The sequence below is a fragment of the Pseudactinotalea sp. Z1739 genome, assembly GCF_049725055.1.
Lineage (GTDB): Bacteria > Actinomycetota > Actinomycetes > Actinomycetales > Beutenbergiaceae > CALKWS01.
Window position 1 is genome coordinate 300,918 of the sequence record NZ_JBMPQA010000003.1, and the last position, 24,286, is coordinate 325,203.

Below are 24,286 nucleotides of genomic sequence, written 5' to 3' on the forward strand. Positions count from 1 at the left end.
ACGTATCGTCCAGGCATGACGACGAACCAGTTCGACACCACCGCCACCACCACGCCGTTCGAGCGCGCGATGGATACCTCGGTGAGACCGCAGGACGACCTGTACGGCTTCATCAACGGCACCTATGTCCGCGAGCACGAGATCCCCGCCGACCGCGCCCGCGACGGCGCCTTCATGGTGCTGCGCGACCTGTCCGAGGCGCGCGTGCGCGAGATCATCACCGCGGCAGCCGACACGCAGGCCGGCGAGGACACCGCCGAGGACACCGCCTCCGGTGAGGCCGCCCAGTTCGGCGGGCTGTACTCCTCGTTCATGAGCACCGAACGGATCGAGGCGCTCGGAACCGCCCCGCTGCGGGCAGACCTGGAACTGTTCACCGCCGCCACCGATTCCGAGGCACTGGCGCGAGCGATGGGTGCACTCAAGGCCACCGGCATCACCGGGGCGATCCGGCTGGGCATCGACACCGACCTCAACAACCCGGACCGCTACATCGTCATGCTGTCGCAGGCCGGCCTGGGACTGCCCGATGAGTCCTACTACCGCGAGGAAACCCACGCACCGGTGCGCAGCGCCTACGTGGCCCACGTGGCCACCATGCTGGAGTTGTCCGGGCTGGTCACCGCCGAGGAGGCCGCCGGTGCCGCGCAGCGCGTGATGGACGTGGAGACCCGGCTGGCCGCCGGGCACTGGGACCGGGTCAAGACGCGGGAGGCTCACCTGCTGAACAACCCGCGCACCTGGAACCAGATCGTCGAGTCCTCCCCCGGCTTCCCGTGGGAGACGTGGCGAACCGCCCTGGGCTTTCCCGAGGATGCCCTTGCCGAGACCATCGTCGGGATGCCGTCCTACCTCACCCACCTGGGCACGGTGTGGGAGGAGACCGACGTCACTTCCCTGCGCCTGTGGCTGCTGTGGCACGTCGTCTCCAGCCGGGCTCCCTACCTGCCTGCCGCCTTCGTGGAGGAGAACTTCGACTTCTACGGTCGTACCCTCACCGGCGCCGAGGAGCTCCGCGAACGCTGGAAGCGGGGCGTGGCGCTGGTCGAGGGCGCGATGGGTGAGGCCGTGGGCAAGGTGTACGTCGAGCGTCACTTCCCGCCCGCGCACAAGGCTGCGATGCAGGAGCTGGTGGCGAACCTGATCGAGGCCTACCGACAGTCCATCGCCGAGTTGGACTGGATGAGCGAGGAGACCAAGGCGCGGGCCCTGGAGAAGCTGGACGGCTTCACCCCGAAGATCGGCTACCCGGACTCCTGGCGCGACTACGCCCGGCTGGAGATCGACCCGACCGACCTGCTCGGCAACGTGCGGCGCGCGCAGCGCTTCGAAACCGATCGCAACACGGCGAAGCTCGGCAAGCCGGTCGACCGCGACGAGTGGTTCATGCCGCCGCAGATGGTCAACGCCTACTACCACCCGACCAGGAACGAGATCGTCTTCCCGGCCGCGATCCTGCAGCCACCGTTCTTCGATCCCGAGGCCGACATCGCCTGGAACTACGGCGGCATCGGCGCGGTGATCGGCCATGAGATCGGGCACGGTTTCGACGACCAGGGCAGCAAGTACGACGGCACCGGCCGGCTGCGGAACTGGTGGACGGAGCAGGACCGCACCGAGTTCGACAAGCGCACCCGGGCACTCATCTCCCAGTACGACGAGTTCTCCCCGGCGCAACTGGACGGCACTCACCACGTGAACGGGGCTCTGACGGTCGGGGAGAACATAGGTGACCTGGGCGGATTGTCGATCGCGATCAAGGCCTACGAGATCGCGCTGCGCAAGGCGGACCGCTCCGGTCTCGACGATGCACCGGTGATCGACGGGCTGACCGGTCTGCAGCGCGTGTTCTACTCCTGGGGCCGGATCTGGCAGCAGAAGGCCCGCGATGCCGAAGTCATCCGGCTGCTGTCGATCGACCCGCACTCCCCCAACGAGTTCCGCTGCAACGGCGTGGTACGCAACCTGGACACCTTCGCCCGGGCCTTCGACGTCCAACCCGGGGACGCGCTCTACCTGCCACCCGAGGAGCGGGTGCGGATCTGGTGACCACCAGCGGTCCGCCAAGTGGCGGTGCCCCTCCCGCGTTGTTATGAAAGGAAGCACCGCACACAACTAGGAGGACGAGATGAGCACCATCGAAGAGTCCATCGAGGTCGACGTACCGGTCTCTGTCGCGTACAACCAGTGGACCCAGTTCGAGGACTTCCCCCACTTCATGGATGGGGTCGACTCGATCACCCAGGTCACCGACACCAAGAACCACTGGGTCGTCACCGTTGGTGGGACCACGCGGGAGTTCGACACCGAGATCACCGAGCAGCACCCGGACGAGCGGATCGCCTGGCGCACGGTGGACAGCGAGCCCTACCACGCCGGTGTCGTCACGTTCCACAAGTTGAGCGAGACCACCACCCGGGTGATGATCCAGCTCGAGTGGAAGCCGCAGGACGCCAAGGAGAAGGCTGGCGCTGCTGTCGGGGCCGACGACCGTCAGGTCAAGGCCGACGCGAAGCGGTTCAAGGAGTTCATCGAGAAGCGCGGCACCGCCACCGGTAGCTGGCGCGGCGACGTGGACTGACCGGGCGCGGCGAGCGAGCAGCCCGCCCGGGGGTTCACTCGCCGAAGACCCGCACCTGCTCCGCGGGCAGTTTCGCCCACCAGTTCCGGTAGCGGCCGTAGACCACCGGATCGCGGTCAGCGACGAAGTCCGCGAGCGCAACCGCCTCCTGTTCGATGCCGGCCCAGTCGGCCTCGGACAGGGGGCGGAACGTCGTGACCTCCACGGCGCCGTCCACCGCGCGCCACACCCCCGCCACCTGTCCGTCCACCAGCACAGCCGGCAGCGTGTCGCCGTTGCGGCGGATCACATGCCCGCGGTACTCGGGCGGGATGATGCGTGAGCGGTCGGAGTAGGCCAGTAGCACCGAGTCCCACATCGGCAGCAGTCGTGGCGGGGCGGGCGTGTCCTCCTCGGGCAGTGGCGCGCCCTCCACGTCCAGCAACTCCACCCCGTCCGGGCCCTGGCGCCCGATGAGTTCATCCCTCATCGTCTCGACCACCCGCCGCGCCCGTGTCACCTGGATCAGCGCGTACTGCGCTACGTCATGCACCCGCGCCGGACCGAAGGACTGCAGGTAGCGGCGCACCAGATGCTGGGCGGCCTCATCCGGATCGGCCGATGACGACGGATGGGGGCTGGCCACGTAGGCCGGCCTGGCGCCGAACGACCACGGCCCTCCGGTAGGGGCGTGCACGATCGGGGCGTAATGGCGTAGCGCCCACCACAGTTGCGGGTGGGCGAGGTCGGCGGTCACCTGCTCCCCGGTGCGCGGCTCGGCGAGCAACGCGCCCAGGTGAGGGACGACGTCGTCGGCCATCTGCGGGGTGAGCCCCTCGCCGGTGAACCGCGCATCGCCCAGCCGCGCCCCGCGCAAGGTCGGTTGCATCGCGCGGTGCAGCAACGGGTAGTCCTCGGCGTGCACCGCGTGCAGCGTGATGCGCATCAGCGTGGCCTTGACGATGCGGTGCGAGGTGAAGGCGGTGTCGAGATCCGCGGGGTCGAAGTCAGCCAACCGGTTCCACAGGGCGAGGTAGGGCGAGGGGGCCGATTGGGACTGGATCGCGGTGATGGCGCGGACTCCCTCGGCCACGTCCAGGGGTGCCCGGCGCAGCAGCAGCTGGCGGGCCAGGGTCGCCCGGTTCAGCGCCCGGGCGGTCAGGTGCTTGTCCGGGCGCGCGTGGTCCATACGGGTACGGTAGCGCCGACCACCCACACCCGGGCTGAGTAACGGTGGCGACCCGCGCGACTGCGATCGCCCGAACCTCGTGGCTTCTGTTGCGGTGCGAACAGGCACTGTTAGCGTCGAGAAGTATGCGCTGCGCACTCATGGTCACGGGAGCGGCACTGCTGCTCGCCGGGTGCGCTGCGGACGATCCGGACACGCCTGAGGATCCGGCCACCACTGCGGAGCCGCAGACCACTGAGGAGCAAGCCGACGAGGACCCGGCCGACGGCGAGGAGCCGGCCGACGGCGAGGAGTCACCGGGGGCGGAGGATGCCCGCGACGACGACGAAGCAGCGGTGGCGGAGTTCGAGGCCGTGGAGCACGATCAGTTCGAGAACCCGTGGGCGCTGGAGTTCCTGCCGGGCACCGACCTGCTGCTCGTCACCGAGCGCACCGGCGCCGTGCAGATACGAGATCAGGAGTCCGGTGAGGTCAGGCCGGTCAGCGGCGTGCCCGAGGTCGTCCCCGCGGGGCAGGGCGGTATGCACGACGTCATCGCCGGCCCGGACTTCGAGCGGGACCAGATCATCTACCTCAGCTGGGTGCGCGCCGCCGACGGCGGTAGCCAGGGGGTGGTCGGACGGGCACACCTCGACGCTGACCGCGCCGCCCTGGAGGATCTCGAGGTGATCTGGGAACAGGACCCGGCGTCCGGCAACGGCCACTTCGCGCTCCGGATGGTGGTCCTCGACGACTCCCTCTACATCACCTCCGGGGACCGGCAGGAGCTGCAACCGGCCCAGGACATGGGCACCAACCTCGGCACCATCGTGCGCCTGACGCTGGAGGGTGATCCTGCCCCCGGCAACCCCTTCGCCGACGACGGCGGCGTCGCGGCGCAGTTCTGGACCACCGGGCACCGCAACCCGCTGGGCATCGACCTGGACTCTCAGGGCAACCTCTGGTCCTCGGAGATGGGGCCGGCCGGCGGCGATGAACTGAACCTGATCGTCGAGGGCGCCAACTATGGCTGGCCGGAGGTGTCGATGGGTGAGCACTACGACGGAACCGCGATCCCCGATCACGCCGAGGGCGATGGCTTCGAGGCACCGAAGGCCTACTGGGTGCCGGCGATCTCGCCCGGGAACCTGATGATCTATGCCGGCGACCTGTTCACCGGATGGGCCGACAGCGCGCTGCTGGGTGGCCTCTCGGGGGAGAACCTGGGGCGTGTGGAGTTGGACGGCGAGAACGCCGAGCAGGTGGATGAGTGGGAGATGGGTGATCGGATCCGCGCCCTGGCCGAGGCTCCCGATGGCGCGATCTGGCTCGCCACCGACGGTGGCGCGCTGATGGAGTTGCGCCCGGACTAGAGCCGCTCAGCAGGCACGAGCGCACCGCCCGTTCTCCGGCTGTGGCCTCGGTGAGTCGACTGGCCCCGCTCAGTTGACTGGGCCCGCTCAGTTGACTAGGCCCACTCAGTCGACTGGGCCCGCTCAGTCGATGAGGCGGGCCACCTCGCCGGTGGCACGGAGGAACGCGTGCAGGTCGGGCTCACCGTCCACGGGCGAGAGGATGACCGCGTCGGCACCGGCTTCGGCGAAGCGTCGCACCGCGGCCGCCACGTCGTCGGGCTCGCCCCACACGCCCCGGTTGTCGTCGGTGCCGGCCTCGCCCAGCGCGGCGGCAACCCGCTCCCGGGCGCCGTCGCCGAAGGCGGTGTCGACGTAGGCCACCACCACCGCATCGCCGTCACGTCCGGCGGCGGTGCGCCCGTCGGCAATCAGGCGGGCCCGCTCACCCACCTCGGCGACGGAGAGTCCGGAGACGAGGACCGCACCGTCGGCGACCTCCCCGGTCAGTGCCAACGTCTTGGGTCCCACGCCTGCGGCGTAGACGGGTGGTGCGGCCTCCAACGGCCACTCGAGCCGCACCTTGTCGAGGGTGACGTAGCGGCCGGCCACGGTCACCTCCTCCCCGGCCAGCAACGACCGCAGCACCGTGAGGTACTCGCGCATGAGCGTCAGTGGGGAGGCGGCCTGCGCGCCGGCCTGTTTCATCCACGGGAGCACGCCGTGGCCCAGGCCGGGGTAGAACCGGCCGGGAAAGGTCCGCTCGATCGTCGCGATCTCCATCGCGGTCACCGCCACGTTGCGCAGCGGGATCGGTGCGATCCCCAGGCCGATCCGCAGGCGCTCGGTCCACGCCAGGGCGGCGGCGACCGAGGCGTAGGCCGACTCACGGAAGCAGTCCTCCCAGAGCCAGAGCTCGGGAACGCCGGCGGCTTCGGCGGCCTCGACCGCCCCTCGCAGCGCCTCGGGTGGATTGTGGTGGGGGTTGAATATCGCGCCGACCCGAGTCATCGCACACCCCCCTGCGGGCGCGCCGGTGCGCGCTGGTCGATCTCGGCGCCGGAGGGCGGAGGATTCGTCGAATTGGGCATGATTCGAGTCTCCCACGGGCGCGCCGGGTAGCGGGCGCTCACTGCCACGCCCTGCAGACGTTCACGTCGCGGGCCGCCTGCGGGCCCCCACCGGCACGACCTGCCGTCGCTCAACGCACCCGCTTACAGGCCCACCATCACGCCTGCAGTCTCCCATCGTCATGCTCCGACATCTAACGGAGACAGGCTGTGCAATGTGACACGAATTGGGGCAAACCGTTGACTCGAACGTCCGTTCTAGGTAGTGTGGATTCATGGCCGTACACCCGCTCCCGAGCATCTCCCCGACCCAGGAGGTGCACGCCGCGCTGGATGGGTTGTCGCGGCTGGATCCGGGCGGGCTCAGCCCGGACGGGCAGAGCCAGTTGCTGGTGGACCTGAAGCGGATCGAGTCGCGGGTGCGGGCCTACAAACTCAAAGTGCTCAACGCGGCGGAGAAGGCCAACACCGCGCGCAAGTCCGGTCATGCCGATACCGCCTCCTGGGCGGCCAAGCACACCAACGACGACGGTCGGGACACCAGCCGCCAGACCAAACTCGCCACCCGTCTCAGCGACCGCGGCCCCACCCAACGAGCACTCGACGACGGGGACATCTCCCCCGATCACGCCGAGATCATCGTGGGAGCAGGCGAAAGACTCCCCGACGGGCTGACCACCACCGAACGGGCCCGGGTCGAAGAAGACCTGGTCGACAAAGCCAAGCACATGCCGCCTTCGGTGTTGCGCCAGCGAGCCCGGCGACAGTTGGAAGCGCTGAAGAAGGACCGGGAGAGCATCGATGCCCACGAAGAGGGCCAGATCGCCGATGAAGAGCAACAGGCCCGCGCTCACACCCGGTTGACCATCCGGGACAACCACGACGGCACCGTCACTGGCCACTTCACCCTGCCGGTCTTCCACGGCCACCTGTTGCGCAAGATCATCCACACGATGACCGCACCACGCCGCACGAGCCGCAACGACACCAACGGTACCGGCGGTGCTGGCGGTGCTGGCGGTGCTGGCGGTGCTGCCGGCCACTTTGGGGGGAGTAAAGGCGCAGACGCGAGTGGTTCCCAGAGCAGCGGCGAGGCCGGCAGCGTCGTAGAGGATCTGTCCGGGCTTCCCGATCCGGGCCGGGTGGCCCAGGGCCGGCGCACCGACTGGGCCAACGCCCACGGCCTGGCCCTGGCAGAACTGATCGAACACCTACCCACCGACCACCTCAGCCCGAAGACCGCCGCCACGATCGTCGTCACCCTCGACGAGCAGGTGCTCCGCGGACGCATCGCTGCAGCCGGACTGGACACCGGAGAGAAGATCTCCGCCGCCCACGCGCGGCAACTGGCCTGCAACTCCGGCCTGGTGCCCCTCGTGCTGGGCGGTCAATCCCAGCCACTGGACCTCGGGCGCGGCAACCGACTCTTCACCGAAAGCCAACGCACCGCCCTAGCCACCCAGCACACCGCGTGTGCCGCGTACGGATGCCAACGGCCCTACGCCTGGTGCGAACTCCACCACGCCATCCCCTGGTCCGAGCACGGACCCACCAACCTCGACAATGCCGTCCCCCTGTGCCACCGCCACCACCGAATGGCACACGACGACAACTACCACCACACCCGAACTCCCGCCGGCGAGTACGCATTCATCATGCGCCACTAGGCGCACCATGCGTAGTGGCACGTCATGCTCTGCTCACCAGGGCTAGCCGGGCCCGGATGTGGTCTCGCTCGGCGCCGTCGGGACAGGCCTCGATCGCCTCAAGGTATGCCTGACGAGCGGCCTCGGCCTGTCCACCGCGGTGCAGCAACTCGGCGCGTACGAGCGCCACACGATGATGCCCGGGCAGTTCGTCGGCGGCGGCACGCAGAATAGCCAGGCCGGCCATCGCCCCCGATGCCTCGCCCACGGCGACAGCACGGTTGAGCCGCACGATCGGTGATCCGGTGAGTGCCTCCAGTCGGGTGTAGGCGCGCACGATTCCCGCCCAGTCGGTGTCAGCAGCGCGGGTGGCCGTCGCGTGGAAGGCCGCGATCAGGGCCTGCAGGCGCAACTCCTCCGCGAGACCCTCAGTCGGCGACAGTGAGGTGAGATGGTCCAAGCCCGCCGCGATCTCGGCACCGTGCCACCGGGACCGGTCCTGATCAGCCAAGCGCACCAGGACACCCTCCGGACTGACCCGCGCATCGCGGCGGGCGTGCTGCAACCGCAGGAGCGCGACCAGGGCTTCCAGCACTGGACGGCCGGGCACCAGGGCAGTAGCCAGATCGGCGAGCCGTACCGCCTCCCCTGCCTGCTGCGCACGGACAACGTCGTGGCCTCCTCCGGGCGCATATCCGGCGGTGAACGCCAGGTAGATCGCCCGGGCCACGTCATCAAGCCGGTCCGGCCAGGCGTTTCGGTCGGGGATCGAGAACGGGATCCCGCTACCGGCCAGGCGCTTCTTCGCCCGGGTCAGCCGTGCCGCCATCGTGGCTGCCGGGACCAGGAACAACCGTGCGATGTCGGCAGTCGGCACACCAAGGACGAACCGGAGCGCGAGCGCCGGGCGGACCTCCTCGGCCAGGGCTGGGTGGGTAGCCATGAACAGCAGCGGCAGGCGCTCATCGACGGCCGAAGCGACCGGGGCCGACGACGTGGCCCCGCCCGGAGCGGCCGCATCCTCCGGGCCGGGCTGCACGTCGTCGTCGGCTATCAGGTGGGCTTTGCTCCGGATGGTGCGCTCATGCCGCAGCGCATCGAGCACCCGGCGATGGGCGGCGGTACGGAGCCACCCGGGCGGGTTGTGCGGCACACCGGCTGCGGGCCACTGGGCGGCGGCCTGGGCGAAGGCCTCTGCGAGCGCGTCCTCGACGAGGTCGGCGCGATTGAATCGCGCCATCAGGTGACCCAGCAGCAGGCCCCAATGGCTGTGCCAGAGTTCGTCGAGGACGCGCTGCGGCACGGGTCAGTACGGGTCCACGACCGGTGAGATCTGGATGTCATACGGCGGGAGGTGGCCGAGCAGTTCCACCAGGACATCCAGGTCCGGTGCCTCGATCAGGAAGAACCCGCCCAAGCCCTCCAGGGCCTCGGCATAGGGGCCCTCGGTGAGCGTGACGGCGCCGGCTCGGGTGCGCATCACGGTGGCGTCGGCTTGGCCGTCGGAGAGGGCCTCCCCGGCGAGGATCTCCACGCCCTCGCGGGCGCCACACGCCTCGTCGAACTCGCCGAACCTGCCCATCAACGCGCCCTGCTCCTCCGGGCTCAAGGTGTCCCACGCGGGCACGTCACCGTCGCCGATCAGCATCACGAGGTACTTCATCATTGCTCCTTTCGATGGTGACGGCGATGGTGCCGTCACCATCATGTCGCGCGAGGACAGCAGAAATCGACAGTCCGGCAAAGATTCGCGGCCGCCCCCGCGGGGCCGCTCCGACGCCCCTGTCGCCGGGCTGTAGCACGTGCACCGGGACCGGGGCGCACGCGAGGTCGCGTGCGAGCCGCGTGGGATCCGGCGGAGGCGGGCGGTCAGCGCTCCGCAGCCACCAATTCCCGCACCGCCGGGGCCACCTCGTGAGCGAACGTCTCGGTGGTGGCCGAATCATCTGAAGCCAGGAAGTACCCGGTGATGCCGTGGCTCAGGGTCATCTCGGCCAGCTCCTTGGCCCACTGATCCGGCCGACCCTGCAGGAATCCGCCCGACTGGGCGGCGAACCTGCCCCCGATGTTCAAGAACCTCCGGACCGCTGCCGGTTCGCGCCCGGCTGCCGCGGCGCCGTCGTCGATGTTCTTGTTCATCCGGACCAGGTCGTCGGTGCCGTTCTTGAGGTACTGCCACGAGGGGATCCACCCGTCGGCCACCCGGCCGGTCATCCGCAGGATCCGTGGGCCGTACGCCCCGATCCAGATGCCCACGTCATGAGCGGGGGCCGGGCCACGCTTGGCGCCATCGACCTGGTAGTGCTTGCCCTCGACCACGAACCGCCCGCGTTCGGAGGTGTTCCAGATGCCACGGATGATCTCGATGGCCTCCTCCAGGGCCTCGATGGACTCCCCCGGGCTTCGTCGTGGGCCGCCCATGGCCTCGATCGCGTCCCAGAACCCGCCGGCACCCAGACCCAGTTCGATCCGGCCACCGGAGAGTTGGTCCAGGGTCGCGATCGCCCGGGCCAGGACCGCCGGCGGACGCAGCGGCAGGTTCGTCACGTTCGCCGTCAGGTGCACCCGTTCGGTCTTGGCCGCCGCGTAGGCGAGCAGGGTGGAGGTGTCGTGGAATCGACCCTGGTAGGGGTGGTCCTGGAAACTCACCAGGTCCAATCCCGCGCGGTCGGCCACGATCGCCTGCTCCACCGGATGCTGGGGCGGTGAGTTCGTGGGAGTGACGAAGGTGCCGAAGAGTAGGTCGTGGCCGTAGTCAGTCATGAGCGCCTCCTGCTCGATGGGCGTGATTGGTGGGGGTCGCGCGAGCGGATGGGGTCGCGTGAGCGGATGGGACCGCGTCAGCAGATGGGACCGCGTCAGCGGATGGGGTCGCCTCAGCGGATGGGGTCGCCTCAGCGGGTGGAACCGCGTCAGCGGGTGGGACCGCGAAGTTGTCGCGGAACACTTGGTGGGGATCCAGTTCCGCCTTCAACCTACGCAGCCTGGCCAGCCCCTGCTCCCCGAACGCGTCCACCAGTCGCTGCGAACTCCGGTCGGTTTCGAAACTGAGGTACAACCCCGACAGGTGCTCGCGCAGGTCCTCCCAGTGCCTATCCACCCGTTGGGCGTTGCTGCCCATCACGGTCAGATGCATCACGGCGTCCCGGTGTACGAACGCCGTGGCCTCGGCGGGCATGTCCCCGATCGCACCACCCATGGTGCGCAACTGGAACCAGCCGATCGTGCCGGAGTCCAGCAACCGCGCAGCAGCCTTGGTGAAATCAGGAGTGACCTGGTTCAGCAGCCCGGACCTGGACACCGGGTCGCCGCGGCCCTGGTGGGGCGCCTCGGGGAACATGTTCATCACCGCGGCATAGGGGGCGATGACGACCTGCTGCTGGATCATGGTGGGAATCTGGGCGAAGGGTTGCAGATGTTCGATCACCACATCGGGATCGTCGGAGTCGACCATCGCCATCACCTGCGCGGTGGCGCTGCCGCCCCGGGGCGGGCCCATGAGGAGGAACGCGGTGGTCTGCCGTGGGGCGCTGGTGGCCGCGTCGGCGAAAGCCTGCAGGAACTGCGCCACGTCACCCGCGGCAAAGCCCAGTTGGGCCCAGCCGACCTGATCGACCGGCGAGGCGGTGATCTCCACCGAGGTGACGATGCCGAGGTTGGCCCCGGCGCCGCGCACGGCCCAGAACACCTCGGGGTTCTCCTCCTCGCTCGCCCGGAGCCGGGTGCCGTCGGCCACGATCAGATCCGCCGCGCGTAGGTTGTCGATCGTCAGGCCGTGGTGGCGGGAGAGGAAACCCAGGCCGCCGGCGGTGACCAGCCCGCCCACGCCCACGCCGCCGTAGTCACCCGAACCGATCGACCAGCCATAGGGTTGCAGCGCGCTGGCCACATCCCGCCACCGGGCGCCAGGTCCCAGGCGCACCAGCCTGCTGGCCTCATCGACCACCTCGACCGCGTTCATCCGTCCCACGTCGAGCACCAGGCCGCCGTTGTTCGTGGACCGCCCCGAGATGCCGTGCCCGCCGCTGCGGATACCCAGTTCCAGGTGCGGGTTGCGCCGGGCGTAGGCCACGGCGTCGCTCACCTGCTCGATGGTCTCCGGGCGCAGAATCAGGCCCGGGCTGCCGCCGCGCAGGTAGTTCGACTTCAGCCGGCCGTAGGCGGCATCGCCCGGTTCGACGGCGGTGTGCACCAGTGACTCTGGCACGCCCTCGTAGTCGATGCCCGGGTGTCGCTTGGCGCGCACGCCTGCGCGCCGGATCCGCTGGGAGCCCAGGCCCGGCAGGGCCTCGGCGACGGTTGCGCGGACCGCCGATGCGGTGTGGGTGGAGAAGTGCTCGAGGTCAGCGGAGGACGACGCACCGCCCGCCCGAACCAGCAGCCCGCTCACGCCTTCGTCGACGACGAGGCGCACCAGGTCCTCGGTGCTCATCCTGGTGCGGTGGACGGTCCGGCGAACCGGAACTACTGGTTCGGCCTGGTCACTGCGGTCCGCAGGAACGGACTCATCGACGAGCGCAGACCGGCCGACAGACGCGGACTGGTCGACGAACGCGGGCTGGTCAGTCACGGCGGGCAGTACCACCAGCCGCCGGATCTCGCGAGGATCCCGGTCATGGCTGGCGGCGGCCTCGTCGATGATGGCGTTCAGGCGCGCCAGAGCGGCTGGTCCGCCGGCTGCCTCCAGGTCCAGCACCAAGCCATCGGCGAGTGCACCGGCCAGTCGTGCCGCGCGCTCATCCGAGCCGGTCAACCACACCGGGACCTCCCGGTCCAGGGAGGGGCTGGGCTGGGCGCCGGTGACGGTGTGGTGACGGCCGAGGTAAGTGGCGGCATCGGTGCTGGTGTCGGCCATGGCGCGCAGCACCCCGATCGCCTCGGTCAGCGGGGTGTCGCCCGCCTCCGTGGTCGCAGCCTCGGTGGGCGTGACACCTGCGGGTTCTGCGTCGGTGGGCACGACCTGGACCGGCGCCGCATCGGCGGAAGTTCCGGCAGACGCCACAGCACCTGCGAGCGCCATGGCGGCGCGGTCGCCGGAGAGCAGGCTCAGGCTGCCTGCCGCGCGGGCCAGCACTGACGGCGGCCGGTACCCGGGCGATAAGCCGGTGACGGCCAAGGCGATGCGCTCGGTACGCGCGGCTGCCCACGTGGCCAGCGTCCATGGGTCCGGGCCTGCTGCTGCCGAGGCTCCGTCGTCGTCCATCGTTCTCGCCGAGGGCGTCTCGCCGGGTGCTGCCCCGGCCGAGGCTCCGTCGTCGTCCAGCCGACTCGCCGCGGCCACGTCGTCGCTACCCGCGCCCGCCGCGCCGCCACTCATCTCGCCTGCGGCGAAGGCCGCCAGGTCCAGGCCGGCCTGTTCCGCGTGCACGGCCAGGTCGGCTGCTTCCTGCGCAGTGGACCCGGCGTCGATGAGTACGCCGAACTGCACCGCGTGGCCGTAGTTGGGCAATGGTCGATCTCCTCGCAGTTGATCCTTGGCGCAGTTGGGCGCGCGTCAGGCGGGTGTCAGGTCGCGTTCACGCAGGTGCTGCTGCACGCGCTCCTGGGCATCGGGCCCACCGGCGTGCAGGTCCTGCACCACCTGGCACAGAGCGTCGTCGACATCCAGGTGCCGCGCCCCCCACCTCCCGATCGCGGTGAGGACCGGGACCAGATCGACGCCGCGCTCGGTCAGGTCGTACCGCACCCTGTTCCGGCTGCCGGGCACCGACGTCCGCCGCAAGACCCCCGCGGCCACGAGGCGCTTGAGCCGGTCGCTGAGGATGTTGGTGGCGATGCCCTCCTGGGACCCGGCGTGCAACTCGGCGAATGTGTGCCGGTCGGTGAACATCACGTCGCGGATCACCAGCAGGCTCCACCGATCCCCGAGCAATTCCACGGTCATATTGATCGGGCAACCGGATCGTTTCTCAGCCATTGCGACACCTCCACAGCACCCGCGTCACACCTCGCCGGCGATTCACTTGCGTTATGCAAGTGATGCTACTACTTTCAGCCCCACTTGCAATGCACAAGTAATGCAGCCCACGAATCGGAGGTGCCATGCGAGTCGTCGTCCAGTACCGAGCAGGACAGGTCCCCGAGCAGGAGGCCGAGGCCAACGAGCGCGCGCTGTGGGAGTGGGTGGGGCGTCTCCGGGCCCGCCCCGAACACGAGCAGACGATCGTGCTCGGCGGCGGCCGCACCTTCAGCCGGGACGACGGCACCCCCGACCACGAAGGCAGCCCCGTCCATGAAGACGGTCCCCACCGCGAAGGCACCCCCGACCATGAAGGCGGCCCCCAGCACGGCGGCGACGAGTATGACGGCGATCTGTTCGGGATCTCGGTGCTGCAGGTGGACTCCTTCGACGCCGCCGCCGATCTGCTCCGGGACTGGCCCGAACTCCGCTACGGCGGTCGTCTCGACGTCCTCGCCGAACTGGCCCCGGGAGCCGATTCGTGAAGCACACCCTGCCGCAGCAGGTTCGCGCACTCCTGGAGGCGCCGAACCTCGCTCATTTCGCCACGGTGATGCCCGATGGCCGGCCCACCAGCGTCCCGCTGTGGGTGGGCCTGGAGGACGAGCGGCTCGCGGTCCTGACCATCCCCGACTCGATCAAGGATCGCAACATCCGGCGCGATCCCCGCGTGGCGTTGTCGCTGACCCCGCAGGAGAACCCGTTTCAGATGGCCAGCATCCGGGGCCGGGTGGTGGAGCGGATCGACGACGAGCGGGCGTGGCCGATCATCGACCGGATTGCCCGCAAGTACACCGGGGAGGATTATCCGGAGCGCAGTAACAGGATCGTGTTCCTGATCGACCCCGAGGTCGCCTGGTCCGCCTCGTTCTGACCCACCGGGCCCTCAACCCGTTGCGGCACCCGTTGCGTGACCGGGTCGGCCCTCACCGCGCCAGCGCCCGGGCACATCGCTGCGCCAACCCTGCGAGCGCGGTGACCAGTTCGGCGGGGGCCTCGAGAAACTCGAAGTCGACGTCGATGATCGTGATCATCCACGCCAGGTCCCGCCCCGACGGAGCCCCCACGTGGAGTACGCAGCGGTCCGGACCATCCGGATCGACCGTGCCCATCCCGGTCCACCACTCTCGCTCTGCAGCCCGGGCGCCTGGATAAGGTGTCCGGGTGACCATCCGCCTGATCGCCACCGATTTGGACGGCACCCTGCTCGATCCCCAGCAGCAGGTCACTGCCCGCACCCGCACTGCTCTGGATGCTGCCCGGGCCGCCGGGATCGAGGTGGTCCCGGTGACGGCTCGCCAGCCCGTCGGCCTTCGCCTGATCGCCGAGCAGGCAGGGTTCGACGGGTGGGCGTTGTGCGGGAACGGGGCGCTCGGGGTGCATCTGGGTACCGGGGAACACCTGTTCGAAGCCCAACTCTCCGTCCCCGCCCAGCGGAAACTCGCCGAAGCGCTCCTGCAGCGGCTGCCCGAGGCGGTGTTCGTCAGTGTGCGTGAGGGCGGTGAGACGTTCGTCGCCCAGGAGGGGTACGCGGATCTGGCTGATTTCAACGACCACAAGCGCGACCCGGACTCGATGGTCGCGCACACGGTGGACCAGGTGCTGGACCAGCCCAGCCTGAAGTTCATCGTGCGCCATCCGGACACCGACAATGACGAACTGGTCGCCACCATCCGCGGCCTGGGTCTGTCCGGTTTCGAAGTCACCCACTCCGGCGCACCGTTCGTGGAGGTGCTCGCCGAGGGCGTCACGAAGGCCTGGGGCTTGGCCCGGCTGTGCACCCACCTGGGTGTCGCGCCGGATGAGGTCCTCGCCTTCGGCGATGCCCCCAATGACGCCGAGATGCTCGCGTGGGCCGGTCACGGGGTGGCGATGGCCGACGCCGCACCGGAAACCCTGGCCGTGGCCGATCAGGTCACCGGCACCAACATCGACGACGGCGTGGCCGACGTGATCGAGGCGCTCACGCGGGCCCCCACGACGCACCCCGCCCGCACCACGCAAACCGACCACCCCGGCCGCACCACGCAAACCGACCAGCCCGGCGTCGGACAACGACCAGGAGCACGCCTTCGATGACCAGTGACCAGATCTCGCCCGAACAACCGCAGCCCCGCCTGGGCTCCCTCAACATCGGCGACCAGGAGGTCATCCTCACTCGCGCGGCTACTTCGGACGTGCCGGCGATCGTGGCGCTGCTGGCCGACGATGTGCTCGGCCAGGGCCGCGAGCACGCCGCCACCGACCCCCGCTATGCCGAGGCGTTCGAGGCGATCGACACCGACCCGAACCAGGTCCTGCTGGTCGCCCGGGCGGGAGGCGAGATGGCCGCGACCGCCCAGTTGACGTTCATTCCGGGGCTCTCCCGTGGTGGTGCGCTCCGCGCCCAGGTGGAGGCGGTACGGGTGGCTGCGGGATACCGCGGTGCGGGACTCGGTGAGGCCCTCTTCCGGTGGATGGCCACCTACGCCGCCGACCGGGGCGCGACGTTGATGCAACTCACCTCCGACCGCAGCCGCACCGATGCTGTGCGGTTCTACGAGCGCCTCGGTTTCGTCGCCTCACACCTCGGAATGAAGCTGCCACTGCACGCCAGCGGGCCGGCGGCGAGCACGGCGGCCGAGGGCGAGCCTCACCAGACTCGTCCTGGGCCGTAGGGCTCGTCTTGGCCCGTAGGGCTCGTCCCCGGTGCGGGCCGGGCGGCGCGGTGCAGACCGGGCGGCGTGGTTGGGGGCCGGGCGGTGCGGTGGGCCGGCGGGGCCGGCGGGGCCGGTGGGGCCGGTGGGGCCGGCGGGGTGCGGACACATGCGGGCCGGGACCGGCCCGACGGCGTCAGCCTTCGGCGGCGAGCGCCAGCGGCAGCACCGCCTCCGCCCCGGCCAGGCGCAGTTCGCGGGACGCCACCGTCACGGTCCAGCGGGAGTCGACCAGGTCGTCCACCAGCAGCACCGGTCCGTGCAGGTCTGCCAGGCGCGCGCGCAGATCAGCCCCGACACCGAACCGGCCCCAGACCCCCGCGAGCCGGAAGGCGCTGTTGCCGCCGGGTCCACCGGTAGGCCCGCCGTCGACCAACTCCAGGGTGCCCAGGACCGGCAACCGCCCCCGGTCGCCGATGTGCCGGGCCACCGAGTCGATCAGCACCGGACGGGTGCGCGAAGGCATCACCACCACACCGGCCGGTCGGCGGTCCCAGTCCCACTCGGCGAGCACCTGCACCACTGCCGCCAGGACGCCGTCGGGGGCTGCGCCGTCGTCGGCCTTCAGGACCTCCCGCAGCCGCTGCCCCCAGCCCAGGTCCGACAACCGCGCCACGACGCGCCCGCGCTGCATCGTCTCGCCCGGGTCGATCTTGCCCTTGACATCCACCCCGAGCCGGCCCATCCCGGAGGGCCACTGCGCCCGCGGTTCGATCGGCACCCCCGCCCGGGCCAACTGCCCGGTGGCAGCCTGCAGGGCTTCGGCCGGCACCTCGACGGGGTACCAGGGGCCGGCGCACACGTCACACCTGCCGCACGGGGCCGCAGTCGCGTCATCGAGTGATCGCTGCAGGAACTCCATCCGGCAGGAGTTCCCGGCCAGATACTCCACCATCAGGCCCTGCTCGCGCTCACGGGCCTGGGCCACCCGCTCATAGCGCTGCGCGTCGTAGGTCCAGGGCTGCCCGGTGGCGGCCCAGCCCCCGGGGACCCGCTCCACGGCACCCTCCACATCGAGGACCTTCAGCAACAGTTCCAGCCGGGTCCGGCGCACATCCACCAAGGTCTCCAGCGCCACGGTGGACATCGGGCCCGAGGCGCGACCCAGTTCGGCCAGCACCGCATCGGCCTGGGCCTGGCGGGGCATCGCGGCGGAGGCGAAGTAGGCCCAGATGTCGCGGTCCTCGGCACCGGGGAGCAACAGCACGTCGGCACGTTCGGTGGCCCGCCCGGCCCGGCCCACCTGCTGGTAGTAGGCCACTGGTGAACTGGGTGCGCCCAGGTGCACCACGAACCCCAGATCCGGTTTGTCGAACCCCATGCCCAGAGCACTGGTGGCGACCAGGGCCTTGACCTGGTTGTCCCGCAACGCCTGCTCCAACTCCTCCCGCTCCGCCGGGTCGGTGCGGCCGGTGTAGGGGCGCACCTGGTGCCCGGCCGCGCGCAGGGTCTCGGTCAGATCCTGCGCGGCCGAGACGGTCAGGGTGTAGATGATGCCGCTGCCGGGCAGGTCGTCCAGGTGTGCGGCCAACCACGCCACTCGCTGCGCCGGGCCCTCCAGGCGGAGTACGCCCAGCCGCAGGGAGGACCGCGCCAGCGGACCGCGGATGGTGCTGACCTGCCGGGGCGTGCCATCGGCGCCGGTGCCCAGTTGCTCGACCACATCGGTCACCACGCGCTCATTGGCGGTGGCGGTGGTGGCCAGCACCGGCGTGTCGGCCGGGAGCCCGGCGAGCATGGTGCGGATGCGGCGGTAGTCGGGGCGGAAGTCGTGGCCCCAGTCGCTGATGCAGTGCGCCTCATCGACCACCAGCAGCCCGCAGCGCGTTGTCAGTTCGGGCAGTTGCTCGGTGCGGAACCGCGGGTTGTTCAACCGTTCGGGGCTGACCAACAGCACATCCACGGCATCGGCATCCAGTTGCTCGCGGACCTGGCCCCACTCGGTGGCGTTGGCGGAGTTGATGGTCACCGCGTTGATGCCGGCGCGCGACGCAGCGGCGATCTGGTCGCGCATCAGCGCCAGCAGTGGGGAGACGATCACCGTGGGCCCGGCACCGTCGGCCCGCCGCAGCGCGGAGGCGACGAAGTAGACCGCGGACTTGCCCCACCCGGTGCGCTGGACCACCAGCACCCGCTCGCGCCGATCGACGAGTGCCTCGATGGCCTCGTACTGGCCCTCTCGGAAGTCGGCCTCGGGGTGACCGACGAGTTGGCGCAGCGCGGCTGTGGCTTGTTCCCTCATGCCCCCACGGTAGGTCCCGGTACGGACACCGCGCCCACGGGCATCCTTGTCCCGCCCGAGTTCGAGCCTCGCGGCTCAACTCGAGTGTTCGGACAATCGACCTCGGCCACCGGACTCGAACTCGACGCCCCCTGGCGGATCGGCCGCGGGTGCGGTTGCGTGGCCCGGGCCGGCTCAGGCCCCGCTGGGTTCGCCGCGGTAGGTGCCGATGGACCAGTAGTTGCCCTCCGGGTCGGCGACGGCGAAGGTGTGTGAACCGTAGTCGGTGTCGGTGAGGGGCTCGATGATCGAAGCGCCGGCTTCCTGGCAGCGCTGGTGGATCTCCCCGACGCGGTCGGTGACGAGGTAGATCCCGGCGGTGCCCGGTTCGCGCTGCCAGGGGGTGCCGGCGATCACGCTGCCGAGCATCACGCCGCCGCCCTCGGGCCAGGTCAACTGGGCGTGGTGCACGGTGGGCCCGTCGGCGTAGACCGCGGTGCGCTCGAACCCGAAGGTGGTGACCAGGAAGTCGATGAGGCTGAGGGCGTCGTGGCACTTCAGGGTCGGCCACACGCTCGGGGCGGGCGGGGATGCCGGCGAGGTAGTGGACTCGGCCGGCGAGGTAGTGGACTCGGGCGGCGAGGTAGTGGACTCGGCCGGCGAGGTAGTGGACTCGGCCGGCGAGGTAGTGGACTCGGCCGGCGAGGTAGTGGACTCGGCCGGCGAGGTAGTGGATTCGGCAGAGGTTTCGGTGGTGTTCATAGCGGTCAGCCTTCCGCACGCACGTGTGCCCCGGCTTGGACATACTGGTGCTCCTGACGCAGCCACTGGGTGGGACTGGTCCCGGTGTACTGCTGGAAGTCACGCACCAGGTGGGATTGATCGGCGTAGCCGCAGGCGTGCGCCACCTGCGCGAGTGTCATCGACGGGCCCACCGCCACGTGTTGCACCACCATCCGCCGCGCCCGGCTGAACCGGATCAGCCGGGCGATCGCCTTGGGCGCCATGCCCACCTCCCGCTGGAAGAGTGTGGTCAATTGGCGCTGGCTGAGCGCCACGTGCGCGGCCAGGTTGCGCATCGAACCGGCGCCCCGGGTGCGGGACATCCACCGCCAGGCTTCGCCCACCTCCGGGCGCACCCGTTCGGCCCGGCGCTGCTGCAACTGCTCACGGAGGTAATCGCCCACGACGGCGAAGGCCTGCGGTCCCAGCGGCATGTCCTGGAGCCGTCGGAGCGTCCGGGCGGCGCCCGGGCCGAGCACGTCGCTGCCTTCGAGTGCGAGCCGGTCCAGTTCCCGGGCCGGTACCCCCAGCAGCGAGCGGGCCGCCAGGGGATGCACGGCCATCTGGATGCCGGCCTGCTCACCGGGTTCGACGACGTAGGCGGGGTTGGTGTGCAGCCGGCTGATCAGCACCTGCGCACGCTCGGCGTCCGGCCCGGTGGCCTGCCCCGCACTCGCGCCGACCTCGATGGGGCCCCGGGTGGAGAAGATGAACGTCAACGACGGCGCCGGGATCCCCACGTGGAGCCCGGGTTCGACCCCGGCATGGTGGTAGCCCACGGCACTGAGTACCCCCGGCGCCAGGGCGGCGACCGGTTCGTAGTGCAGCGAGGCCGATGTGCCCACGTGCCGATTATCCTGCGCCGTCAAGGGCGTCCACCAGCCCTGCTGCAGCCGGGCCCGCGGGGCGCTCCGCAGGGCAGCGCCGAACAGCAACGCTCGCCCGCCACGCCCCGCCCCTGTCCGGTCGGACGAAAGGGTGGCCAGCACCGCCGAGGAGCGACGGCCGGCTCCTGAGCCGCCAGGCTGGAATCAGCTATCGACGACGCAGCACGGTGAGCACCACGCTCAACCCGGCGTAGTAGCCCAGGTAGACCACCGAGGCCACCACCGCCCAACCGGACGGATCGGGGTAGGTCGCCACGATCAGCGCGTACAGGCCCAGCCAGATCGCGGTGGCCACCATCGTCACCCGCCACAACACCTGGGTGCGGGAGGGGTAGAGATAGCAGATCGGGATGAACGCCGCGACGCTGAGCGTGATCAGGATCGCTGCCGTGGCGGCTGCGCTCAGGTCGAGCACCACGACGTAGAAGGCCACCACGTTCCAGTAACTGGGGAAGCCGCGGAAGTAGTGGTCGGGCGTCTTGGCGTCGGTGCGGCAGAACTGGTAGCAGGAGGCGAGCAGGACCACGGCCACCACCGCCCAGCCGGCGGCTCCACCAGGTAGGTAGCCGGCCGACCAGAGCAGCACCATCGGGGCGAAGGCGTAGGTGAGGAAGTCCACGATGTTGTCCAACAGCGCACCGTCCAACCTGGGCAGCACCTGGGCCACCCGGAGGCGCCTGGCCATGAACCCGTCGGTGCCGTCGATCACCATCGCGGCCAGGAACAGCCACAGCACCAGCTGGACCTGCCCGGCGTAGGCGAAGTGCACCATGGCGAAGCCGAGCAGCGCGCCGATGGCGGTGAACAGGTGCACCGCCACGCCGGCCAGGCGCTGCGATGCCGAGGCCGTCTCGAGGGGGGTGGTGGCGGTGGTGTTCACCGGGCCACGGTACCCGGGGCGACCCAGCCACAGCGTCACTTCGACGCACGCACCCGCCTCAGCCTGTCCTCGGCAGGACTGTCGGGTGAAATGTCGTCGACGACGACCGGTCGCCCTGGCATGCTCGGTGACGATGCGCAGCCAGTACTGGACCGAAGCGGCAGCCGCCGGGTACGACCACCCGGACTCGCCGATGTTCTCCGCCGAGGTGCTCGATCCCACCGTGGGCTTCCTGGCCGACTTGGCCGGTCGGACCGGCGGCGGGAGGGCCCTGGAGTTCGCCATCGGCACCGGGCGGGTGGCGGTCCCGCTGTGGCGGCGGGGACTCGAGGTGCACGGCATCGACACCTCCGAGCCGATGATCGCCCGGTTGCGCACCAAGGCCTCCGATCAGGACATTCCGGTGACCGTCGGGGACATGTCCACCACCCGGGTGTCCGGGGAGTTCGACCTGGTTTACCTGGTCTACAACACCATCTCCAACCTGCTCACCCAGGAGGCGCAGGTGGACTGTTTCCGCAATGCCGCGGCGCATCTGGTCCCGGGCGGTCCCTTCGTGATCGAACTGGGCGTCCCACCGCTGCGGTGGCTGCCGCCGGGCGCGGCTGCGGTGCCGTTCGAGGTGACCGAGGGGCACGTAGGGCTGGACACCATCGACCCGCTCTCCCAGCGGATGACGTCTCATCACTTCACCCAAGGTGACGACGGCAGGTATCGCTACGGTCCCAGCGAGCATCGCTACGCCTGGCCCGCCGAGTTGGATCTGATGGCCCGCCTGGCCGGCATGGAACTGGTCGAGCGCGTGGCCGACTTCCACCGCGCGCCCTTCACCGCTGAGTCCACCTCGCACGTCTCGGTCTGGCGCCGCCCCACCCCGTAGTGCGGGAACAGGGTCGCGCAGGCGTGCGCCCAAGCGAGCGCGGGCGTGGATGACGGCGTGCTGGCAGATGTGCGCCCGGCGTGCGCAGGCGTGCTGGCAGTTGGGCGCCCGGGTCGCGCAGGCGTGCGCCCAAGCGAGCGCGGGCGTGCATGACGGCGAACAAGGACGAATCAGGGCGCGCAGGGTGCGACCCGGGTACAAAGGGCGCGATGATGGGCCCGTGCTGCCCGAGATCGTCCGCCCGGTGGACCTGTGCCTTCCCTCAGGTGCGCTCAACCCTGCCGCCCTGGGGTGGAGCCGACGCGCACTGCACCGGGCGAACCTGCGCACGGTGCCACTGAGTTCACGGGCGGCCACCTGGAGCCGCACCAAGCGGCGCGAGCACTGGGGCATCAACACCCCCGACCTCCTCATCGCCCTGACAGTGAACTCCCTGAACTACGCCGCCGCCCACCAGGTGTGGATCCTGGACCGCAGCGACGGCACGGTGATCGAGGAGTCGGCGATCGTACCGCTGGCTCGCCACGTGGAACTACCCGAGACCGCCTTCGGCGGACCGGTGCGCGCGCTCACCCGGGACCTGGCGATCGCGGTGGACACCGAGGACGGCAGCACCCGGCTACGGGCGAGAACTCCCCGGGTGCGGCTGGACCTGCACGTGCCCATTCCGCCGGAATCCCTGGGGGTGGTGATCCCGTGGAGCGATCGGCAGTTCCAGTACACGCTGAAGTCCTCGGCGCTGCCGGTCAGCGGCCGACTCGAGATCGACGACGCCGATACTACCGTCGGCCCTGAGGCCTGGGCCAATGTCGATCACGGCCGCGGCCGCTGGCCCTACTCCACCGTTTACACCAGCGCGGTTGCCTCCGGCTCGGTCGCGGGGGTGCGCACCGGGCTGCACCTTGGCGGGTTGTGGACCGAGGGCACCGGCTCCACCGAGAACGCCTTGATCATCGACTCGCGCGTGCACTACCTGCCCGAGGAGACGGTCTGGACCCTCGATGCCGACTCCCCCACCGGCACGTGGTCGATCGAGGGCGACCGGGTCGAGGCGACACTGGAACCCTTCCACCACGGGTCGACCTCGACCAACCTGGGCATCGTGGCGACCACCACCACGGGCGTGTGCGGCACCTGGCGCGGGTGGGCGGCCGACGACGACGGGGGCCGCCATCGCCTCGACGGCCTGGTCGGGTGGGCGGAGTTCACCAGCAACCGCTGGTAGTGCCCTTCACCGGGCAGCCGATACCGGGTCACGCGACGCCGACGCCGGCGTGGGCCGCCTCATCGGCCTCGACAGCGGCCTTCCACTCCGCCTTGGCGGCCCGCCAGGCCTCGTCGTCCAGCCCGCGGCGCCAGTATCCCGAGGCGGACAGGTCCTCCTTGGGCACATGCTTCTCGAAACGTAGGTAGGAGCGGATCTCCCGCACGAACGTGGCGTCGCCGTGCACGAACGCGTGCACCCGCCCGGCGGGGAAGTCCAGGGACCGCACCACCTCGCACAACTCGATCCCCGGTGCCCGGGCAGAGGTCTCCCGGTGGATCCAGCGCACCTGCACGCCGGCGGGGATCGTGAGGCGCTGTTCCTCGGCGGCGTTGGCCACCTCGATGACTGCGTAGCCACGAGCACGAGTCGGTAGCTCTTCACTCGCAGCGGCGATTGCCGGCAGCGCGCTCTCATCGCCGACGAGCAGGTGCCAGTCGGCGTGGGGGTCGGGCCGGTAGTCGCCGCCGGGTCCGAAGAACTGCACCTGGTCCCCGGGTTGGACCTGCACGGACCAGGGGCCGGCGATCCCCTTGTCGCCGTGCACCACGACGTCAACGGTCATGTGCCCGCGCCCGGCGTCCCAGTGGCGGACGGTGTAAGTGCGCATCACCGGCCACAGCGCGGGATCCAGGTTCTCCTTGGCCTCATCGGGGTGGAACGGGGAGACCAGGCCGGATTCCGGGCGAGGCAACACGAGTTTGATGTAGGTGTCGGTGTAGCCCGGGTACTCGACCGGCAGGGCGCCACCACCCGGAGCGCTGAGGACCACCCGCACCATCGAGGGGGTCAGTTGCTCCTTGTGAACAACCTCGGCATAGGTCAGGCGTCGCACGCGCGCCACAGAACACGTCCAATCATCCGGGGAATTAGATAAGGCAACCCTAACCTAATTCGCCGGGGACTGGGCGGTGTGAGGC

At 70.1% G+C, this 24,286-nt stretch carries 23 protein-coding genes; 10 read left to right on the plus strand and 13 right to left on the minus strand.

The window, feature by feature from the left end; genetic code table 11:
* Positions 1–15: 15 nt before the first annotated feature.
* A complete protein-coding gene (locus ACO0LV_RS05835) occupies positions 16–2,049 on the plus strand; it encodes a M13 family metallopeptidase (RefSeq protein ID WP_424786921.1) in 2,034 nt (677 codons plus the stop codon).
* 79 nt (positions 2,050–2,128) lie between these two features.
* The gene (locus ACO0LV_RS05840; protein WP_424786922.1) at positions 2,129–2,581 is read left to right on the plus strand and encodes an SRPBCC family protein; all 453 of its coding nucleotides are present in this window, start codon (positions 2,129–2,131) and stop codon (positions 2,579–2,581) included.
* Between the two features lie 34 nt (positions 2,582–2,615).
* Here the strand turns inward: ACO0LV_RS05840 and ACO0LV_RS05845 are convergent, their stop codons facing one another.
* Positions 2,616–3,749, minus strand: a complete 1,134-nt coding sequence (locus ACO0LV_RS05845; protein WP_424786923.1) for a winged helix DNA-binding domain-containing protein — start codon at positions 3,747–3,749, stop codon at positions 2,616–2,618.
* A gap of 125 nt (positions 3,750–3,874) precedes the next feature.
* On the opposite strand from ACO0LV_RS05845, the gene ACO0LV_RS05850 reads away from it, so the two are divergent.
* A complete protein-coding gene (locus tag ACO0LV_RS05850; RefSeq protein WP_424786924.1) occupies positions 3,875–5,101 on the plus strand; it encodes a PQQ-dependent sugar dehydrogenase in 1,227 nt (408 codons plus the stop codon).
* A 123-nt stretch (positions 5,102–5,224) separates the two neighbouring features.
* Here the strand turns inward: ACO0LV_RS05850 and ACO0LV_RS05855 are convergent, their stop codons facing one another.
* Complete coding sequence (locus ACO0LV_RS05855; protein WP_424786925.1) at positions 5,225–6,091, minus strand: LLM class flavin-dependent oxidoreductase; 867 nt, start codon at positions 6,089–6,091, stop codon at positions 5,225–5,227.
* Positions 6,092–6,425: 334 nt separating this feature from the next.
* Between ACO0LV_RS05855 and ACO0LV_RS05860 the strand changes: the two genes are divergently transcribed.
* Complete coding sequence (locus tag ACO0LV_RS05860; protein WP_424786926.1) at positions 6,426–7,817, plus strand: DUF222 domain-containing protein; 1,392 nt, start codon at positions 6,426–6,428, stop codon at positions 7,815–7,817.
* Positions 7,818–7,839: 22 nt separating this feature from the next.
* On the opposite strand, the gene ACO0LV_RS05865 is transcribed toward ACO0LV_RS05860, so the two are convergent.
* The 5 genes from ACO0LV_RS05865 to ACO0LV_RS05885 all read right to left on the minus strand — a co-directional run bounded on the left by ACO0LV_RS05865 (position 7,840) and on the right by ACO0LV_RS05885 (position 13,713).
* Positions 7,840–9,099 carry an RNA polymerase sigma factor gene (locus ACO0LV_RS05865; RefSeq protein ID WP_424786927.1) on the minus strand — a complete coding sequence of 420 codons (1,260 nt, stop codon included), beginning with the start codon at positions 9,097–9,099 and terminating at the stop codon, positions 7,840–7,842.
* A gap of 3 nt (positions 9,100–9,102) precedes the next feature.
* Positions 9,103–9,459 (minus strand): YciI family protein, encoded by a 357-nt coding sequence (locus ACO0LV_RS05870; protein WP_424786928.1) that lies wholly within the window; start codon positions 9,457–9,459, stop codon positions 9,103–9,105.
* Between the two features lie 206 nt (positions 9,460–9,665).
* A complete protein-coding gene (locus ACO0LV_RS05875) occupies positions 9,666–10,559 on the minus strand; it encodes an LLM class flavin-dependent oxidoreductase (protein ID WP_424786929.1) in 894 nt (297 codons plus the stop codon).
* The gene (locus ACO0LV_RS05880) at positions 10,552–13,245 is read right to left on the minus strand and encodes an LLM class flavin-dependent oxidoreductase (protein ID WP_424786930.1); all 2,694 of its coding nucleotides are present in this window, start codon (positions 13,243–13,245) and stop codon (positions 10,552–10,554) included. The genes ACO0LV_RS05875 and ACO0LV_RS05880 overlap by 8 nt, the downstream gene beginning before the upstream one ends.
* A 45-nt stretch (positions 13,246–13,290) precedes the next feature.
* Positions 13,291–13,713 carry a winged helix-turn-helix transcriptional regulator gene (locus ACO0LV_RS05885; RefSeq protein WP_424786931.1) on the minus strand — a complete coding sequence of 141 codons (423 nt, stop codon included), beginning with the start codon at positions 13,711–13,713 and terminating at the stop codon, positions 13,291–13,293.
* Positions 13,714–13,838: 125 nt separating this feature from the next.
* On the opposite strand from ACO0LV_RS05885, the gene ACO0LV_RS05890 reads away from it, so the two are divergent.
* Both ACO0LV_RS05890 and ACO0LV_RS05895 read left to right on the plus strand, forming a co-directional pair.
* Positions 13,839–14,240 carry a hypothetical protein gene (locus tag ACO0LV_RS05890; protein WP_424786932.1) on the plus strand — a complete coding sequence of 134 codons (402 nt, stop codon included), beginning with the start codon at positions 13,839–13,841 and terminating at the stop codon, positions 14,238–14,240.
* The gene (locus ACO0LV_RS05895) at positions 14,237–14,629 is read left to right on the plus strand and encodes a PPOX class F420-dependent oxidoreductase (RefSeq protein ID WP_424786933.1); all 393 of its coding nucleotides are present in this window, start codon (positions 14,237–14,239) and stop codon (positions 14,627–14,629) included. The genes ACO0LV_RS05890 and ACO0LV_RS05895 overlap by 4 nt, the downstream gene beginning before the upstream one ends.
* Before the next feature lie 52 nt (positions 14,630–14,681).
* On the opposite strand, the gene ACO0LV_RS05900 is transcribed toward ACO0LV_RS05895, so the two are convergent.
* Positions 14,682–14,867, minus strand: a complete 186-nt coding sequence (locus ACO0LV_RS05900) for a hypothetical protein (protein WP_424786934.1) — start codon at positions 14,865–14,867, stop codon at positions 14,682–14,684.
* A gap of 52 nt (positions 14,868–14,919) precedes the next feature.
* Between ACO0LV_RS05900 and ACO0LV_RS05905 the strand changes: the two genes are divergently transcribed.
* Positions 14,920–15,834 carry an HAD family hydrolase gene (locus ACO0LV_RS05905; RefSeq protein WP_424786935.1) on the plus strand — a complete coding sequence of 305 codons (915 nt, stop codon included), beginning with the start codon at positions 14,920–14,922 and terminating at the stop codon, positions 15,832–15,834.
* Positions 15,831–16,412 carry an N-acetyltransferase family protein gene (locus ACO0LV_RS05910; protein ID WP_424786936.1) on the plus strand — a complete coding sequence of 194 codons (582 nt, stop codon included), beginning with the start codon at positions 15,831–15,833 and terminating at the stop codon, positions 16,410–16,412. The genes ACO0LV_RS05905 and ACO0LV_RS05910 overlap by 4 nt, the downstream gene beginning before the upstream one ends.
* 175 nt (positions 16,413–16,587) lie before the next feature.
* Here ACO0LV_RS05910 and ACO0LV_RS05915 read toward each other — a convergent pair whose 3' ends face one another.
* The 4 genes from ACO0LV_RS05915 to ACO0LV_RS05930 all read right to left on the minus strand — a co-directional run bounded on the left by ACO0LV_RS05915 (position 16,588) and on the right by ACO0LV_RS05930 (position 21,222).
* The gene (locus tag ACO0LV_RS05915; RefSeq protein ID WP_424786937.1) at positions 16,588–18,693 is read right to left on the minus strand and encodes a RecQ family ATP-dependent DNA helicase; all 2,106 of its coding nucleotides are present in this window, start codon (positions 18,691–18,693) and stop codon (positions 16,588–16,590) included.
* Positions 18,694–18,867: 174 nt separating this feature from the next.
* Positions 18,868–19,434 carry a VOC family protein gene (locus ACO0LV_RS05920; RefSeq protein WP_424786938.1) on the minus strand — a complete coding sequence of 189 codons (567 nt, stop codon included), beginning with the start codon at positions 19,432–19,434 and terminating at the stop codon, positions 18,868–18,870.
* A gap of 5 nt (positions 19,435–19,439) precedes the next feature.
* Positions 19,440–20,300, minus strand: a complete 861-nt coding sequence (locus ACO0LV_RS05925) for a helix-turn-helix domain-containing protein (protein ID WP_424786939.1) — start codon at positions 20,298–20,300, stop codon at positions 19,440–19,442.
* 190 nt (positions 20,301–20,490) lie between these two features.
* Positions 20,491–21,222, minus strand: a complete 732-nt coding sequence (locus tag ACO0LV_RS05930; RefSeq protein WP_424786940.1) for a CDP-alcohol phosphatidyltransferase family protein — start codon at positions 21,220–21,222, stop codon at positions 20,491–20,493.
* Between the two features lie 133 nt (positions 21,223–21,355).
* On the opposite strand from ACO0LV_RS05930, the gene ACO0LV_RS05935 reads away from it, so the two are divergent.
* Together ACO0LV_RS05935 and ACO0LV_RS05940 are read left to right on the plus strand one after the other, a co-directional pair.
* Entirely contained in the window at positions 21,356–22,102 is a 747-nt protein-coding gene (locus ACO0LV_RS05935) for a class I SAM-dependent methyltransferase (RefSeq protein ID WP_424786941.1), read from the plus strand.
* 220 nt (positions 22,103–22,322) lie between these two features.
* On the plus strand, positions 22,323–23,327 hold the full coding sequence (locus ACO0LV_RS05940) for a DUF2804 domain-containing protein (RefSeq protein WP_424786942.1): 1,005 nt from the start codon (positions 22,323–22,325) through the stop codon (positions 23,325–23,327).
* Between the two features lie 28 nt (positions 23,328–23,355).
* Here ACO0LV_RS05940 and ACO0LV_RS05945 read toward each other — a convergent pair whose 3' ends face one another.
* Positions 23,356–24,201, minus strand: coding sequence for a siderophore-interacting protein (locus ACO0LV_RS05945; protein WP_424786943.1), 846 nt, complete (start codon positions 24,199–24,201; stop codon positions 23,356–23,358).
* Between the last annotated feature and the right edge of the window lie 85 nt (positions 24,202–24,286).

Coding starts and splice junctions, on each gene's coding strand:
- ACO0LV_RS05835 (WP_424786921.1), top strand. CDS start 16: ATGACGACGAACCAGTTCGACACCACCGCCACCACCACGCCGTTCGAG.
- ACO0LV_RS05840 (WP_424786922.1), top strand. CDS start 2,129: ATGAGCACCATCGAAGAGTCCATCGAGGTCGACGTACCGGTCTCTGTC.
- ACO0LV_RS05845 (WP_424786923.1), bottom strand. CDS start 3,749: ATGGACCACGCGCGCCCGGACAAGCACCTGACCGCCCGGGCGCTGAAC.
- ACO0LV_RS05850 (WP_424786924.1), top strand. CDS start 3,875: ATGCGCTGCGCACTCATGGTCACGGGAGCGGCACTGCTGCTCGCCGGG.
- ACO0LV_RS05855 (WP_424786925.1), bottom strand. CDS start 6,091: ATGACTCGGGTCGGCGCGATATTCAACCCCCACCACAATCCACCCGAG.
- ACO0LV_RS05860 (WP_424786926.1), top strand. CDS start 6,426: ATGGCCGTACACCCGCTCCCGAGCATCTCCCCGACCCAGGAGGTGCAC.
- ACO0LV_RS05870 (WP_424786928.1), bottom strand. CDS start 9,459: ATGAAGTACCTCGTGATGCTGATCGGCGACGGTGACGTGCCCGCGTGG.
- ACO0LV_RS05875 (WP_424786929.1), bottom strand. CDS start 10,559: ATGACTGACTACGGCCACGACCTACTCTTCGGCACCTTCGTCACTCCC.
- ACO0LV_RS05885 (WP_424786931.1), bottom strand. CDS start 13,713: ATGGCTGAGAAACGATCCGGTTGCCCGATCAATATGACCGTGGAATTG.
- ACO0LV_RS05890 (WP_424786932.1), top strand. CDS start 13,839: ATGCGAGTCGTCGTCCAGTACCGAGCAGGACAGGTCCCCGAGCAGGAG.
- ACO0LV_RS05900 (WP_424786934.1), bottom strand. CDS start 14,867: ATGGGCACGGTCGATCCGGATGGTCCGGACCGCTGCGTACTCCACGTG.
- ACO0LV_RS05910 (WP_424786936.1), top strand. CDS start 15,831: ATGACCAGTGACCAGATCTCGCCCGAACAACCGCAGCCCCGCCTGGGC.
- ACO0LV_RS05915 (WP_424786937.1), bottom strand. CDS start 18,693: ATGAGGGAACAAGCCACAGCCGCGCTGCGCCAACTCGTCGGTCACCCC.
- ACO0LV_RS05920 (WP_424786938.1), bottom strand. CDS start 19,434: ATGAACACCACCGAAACCTCTGCCGAATCCACTACCTCGCCGGCCGAG.
- ACO0LV_RS05935 (WP_424786941.1), top strand. CDS start 21,356: ATGCGCAGCCAGTACTGGACCGAAGCGGCAGCCGCCGGGTACGACCAC.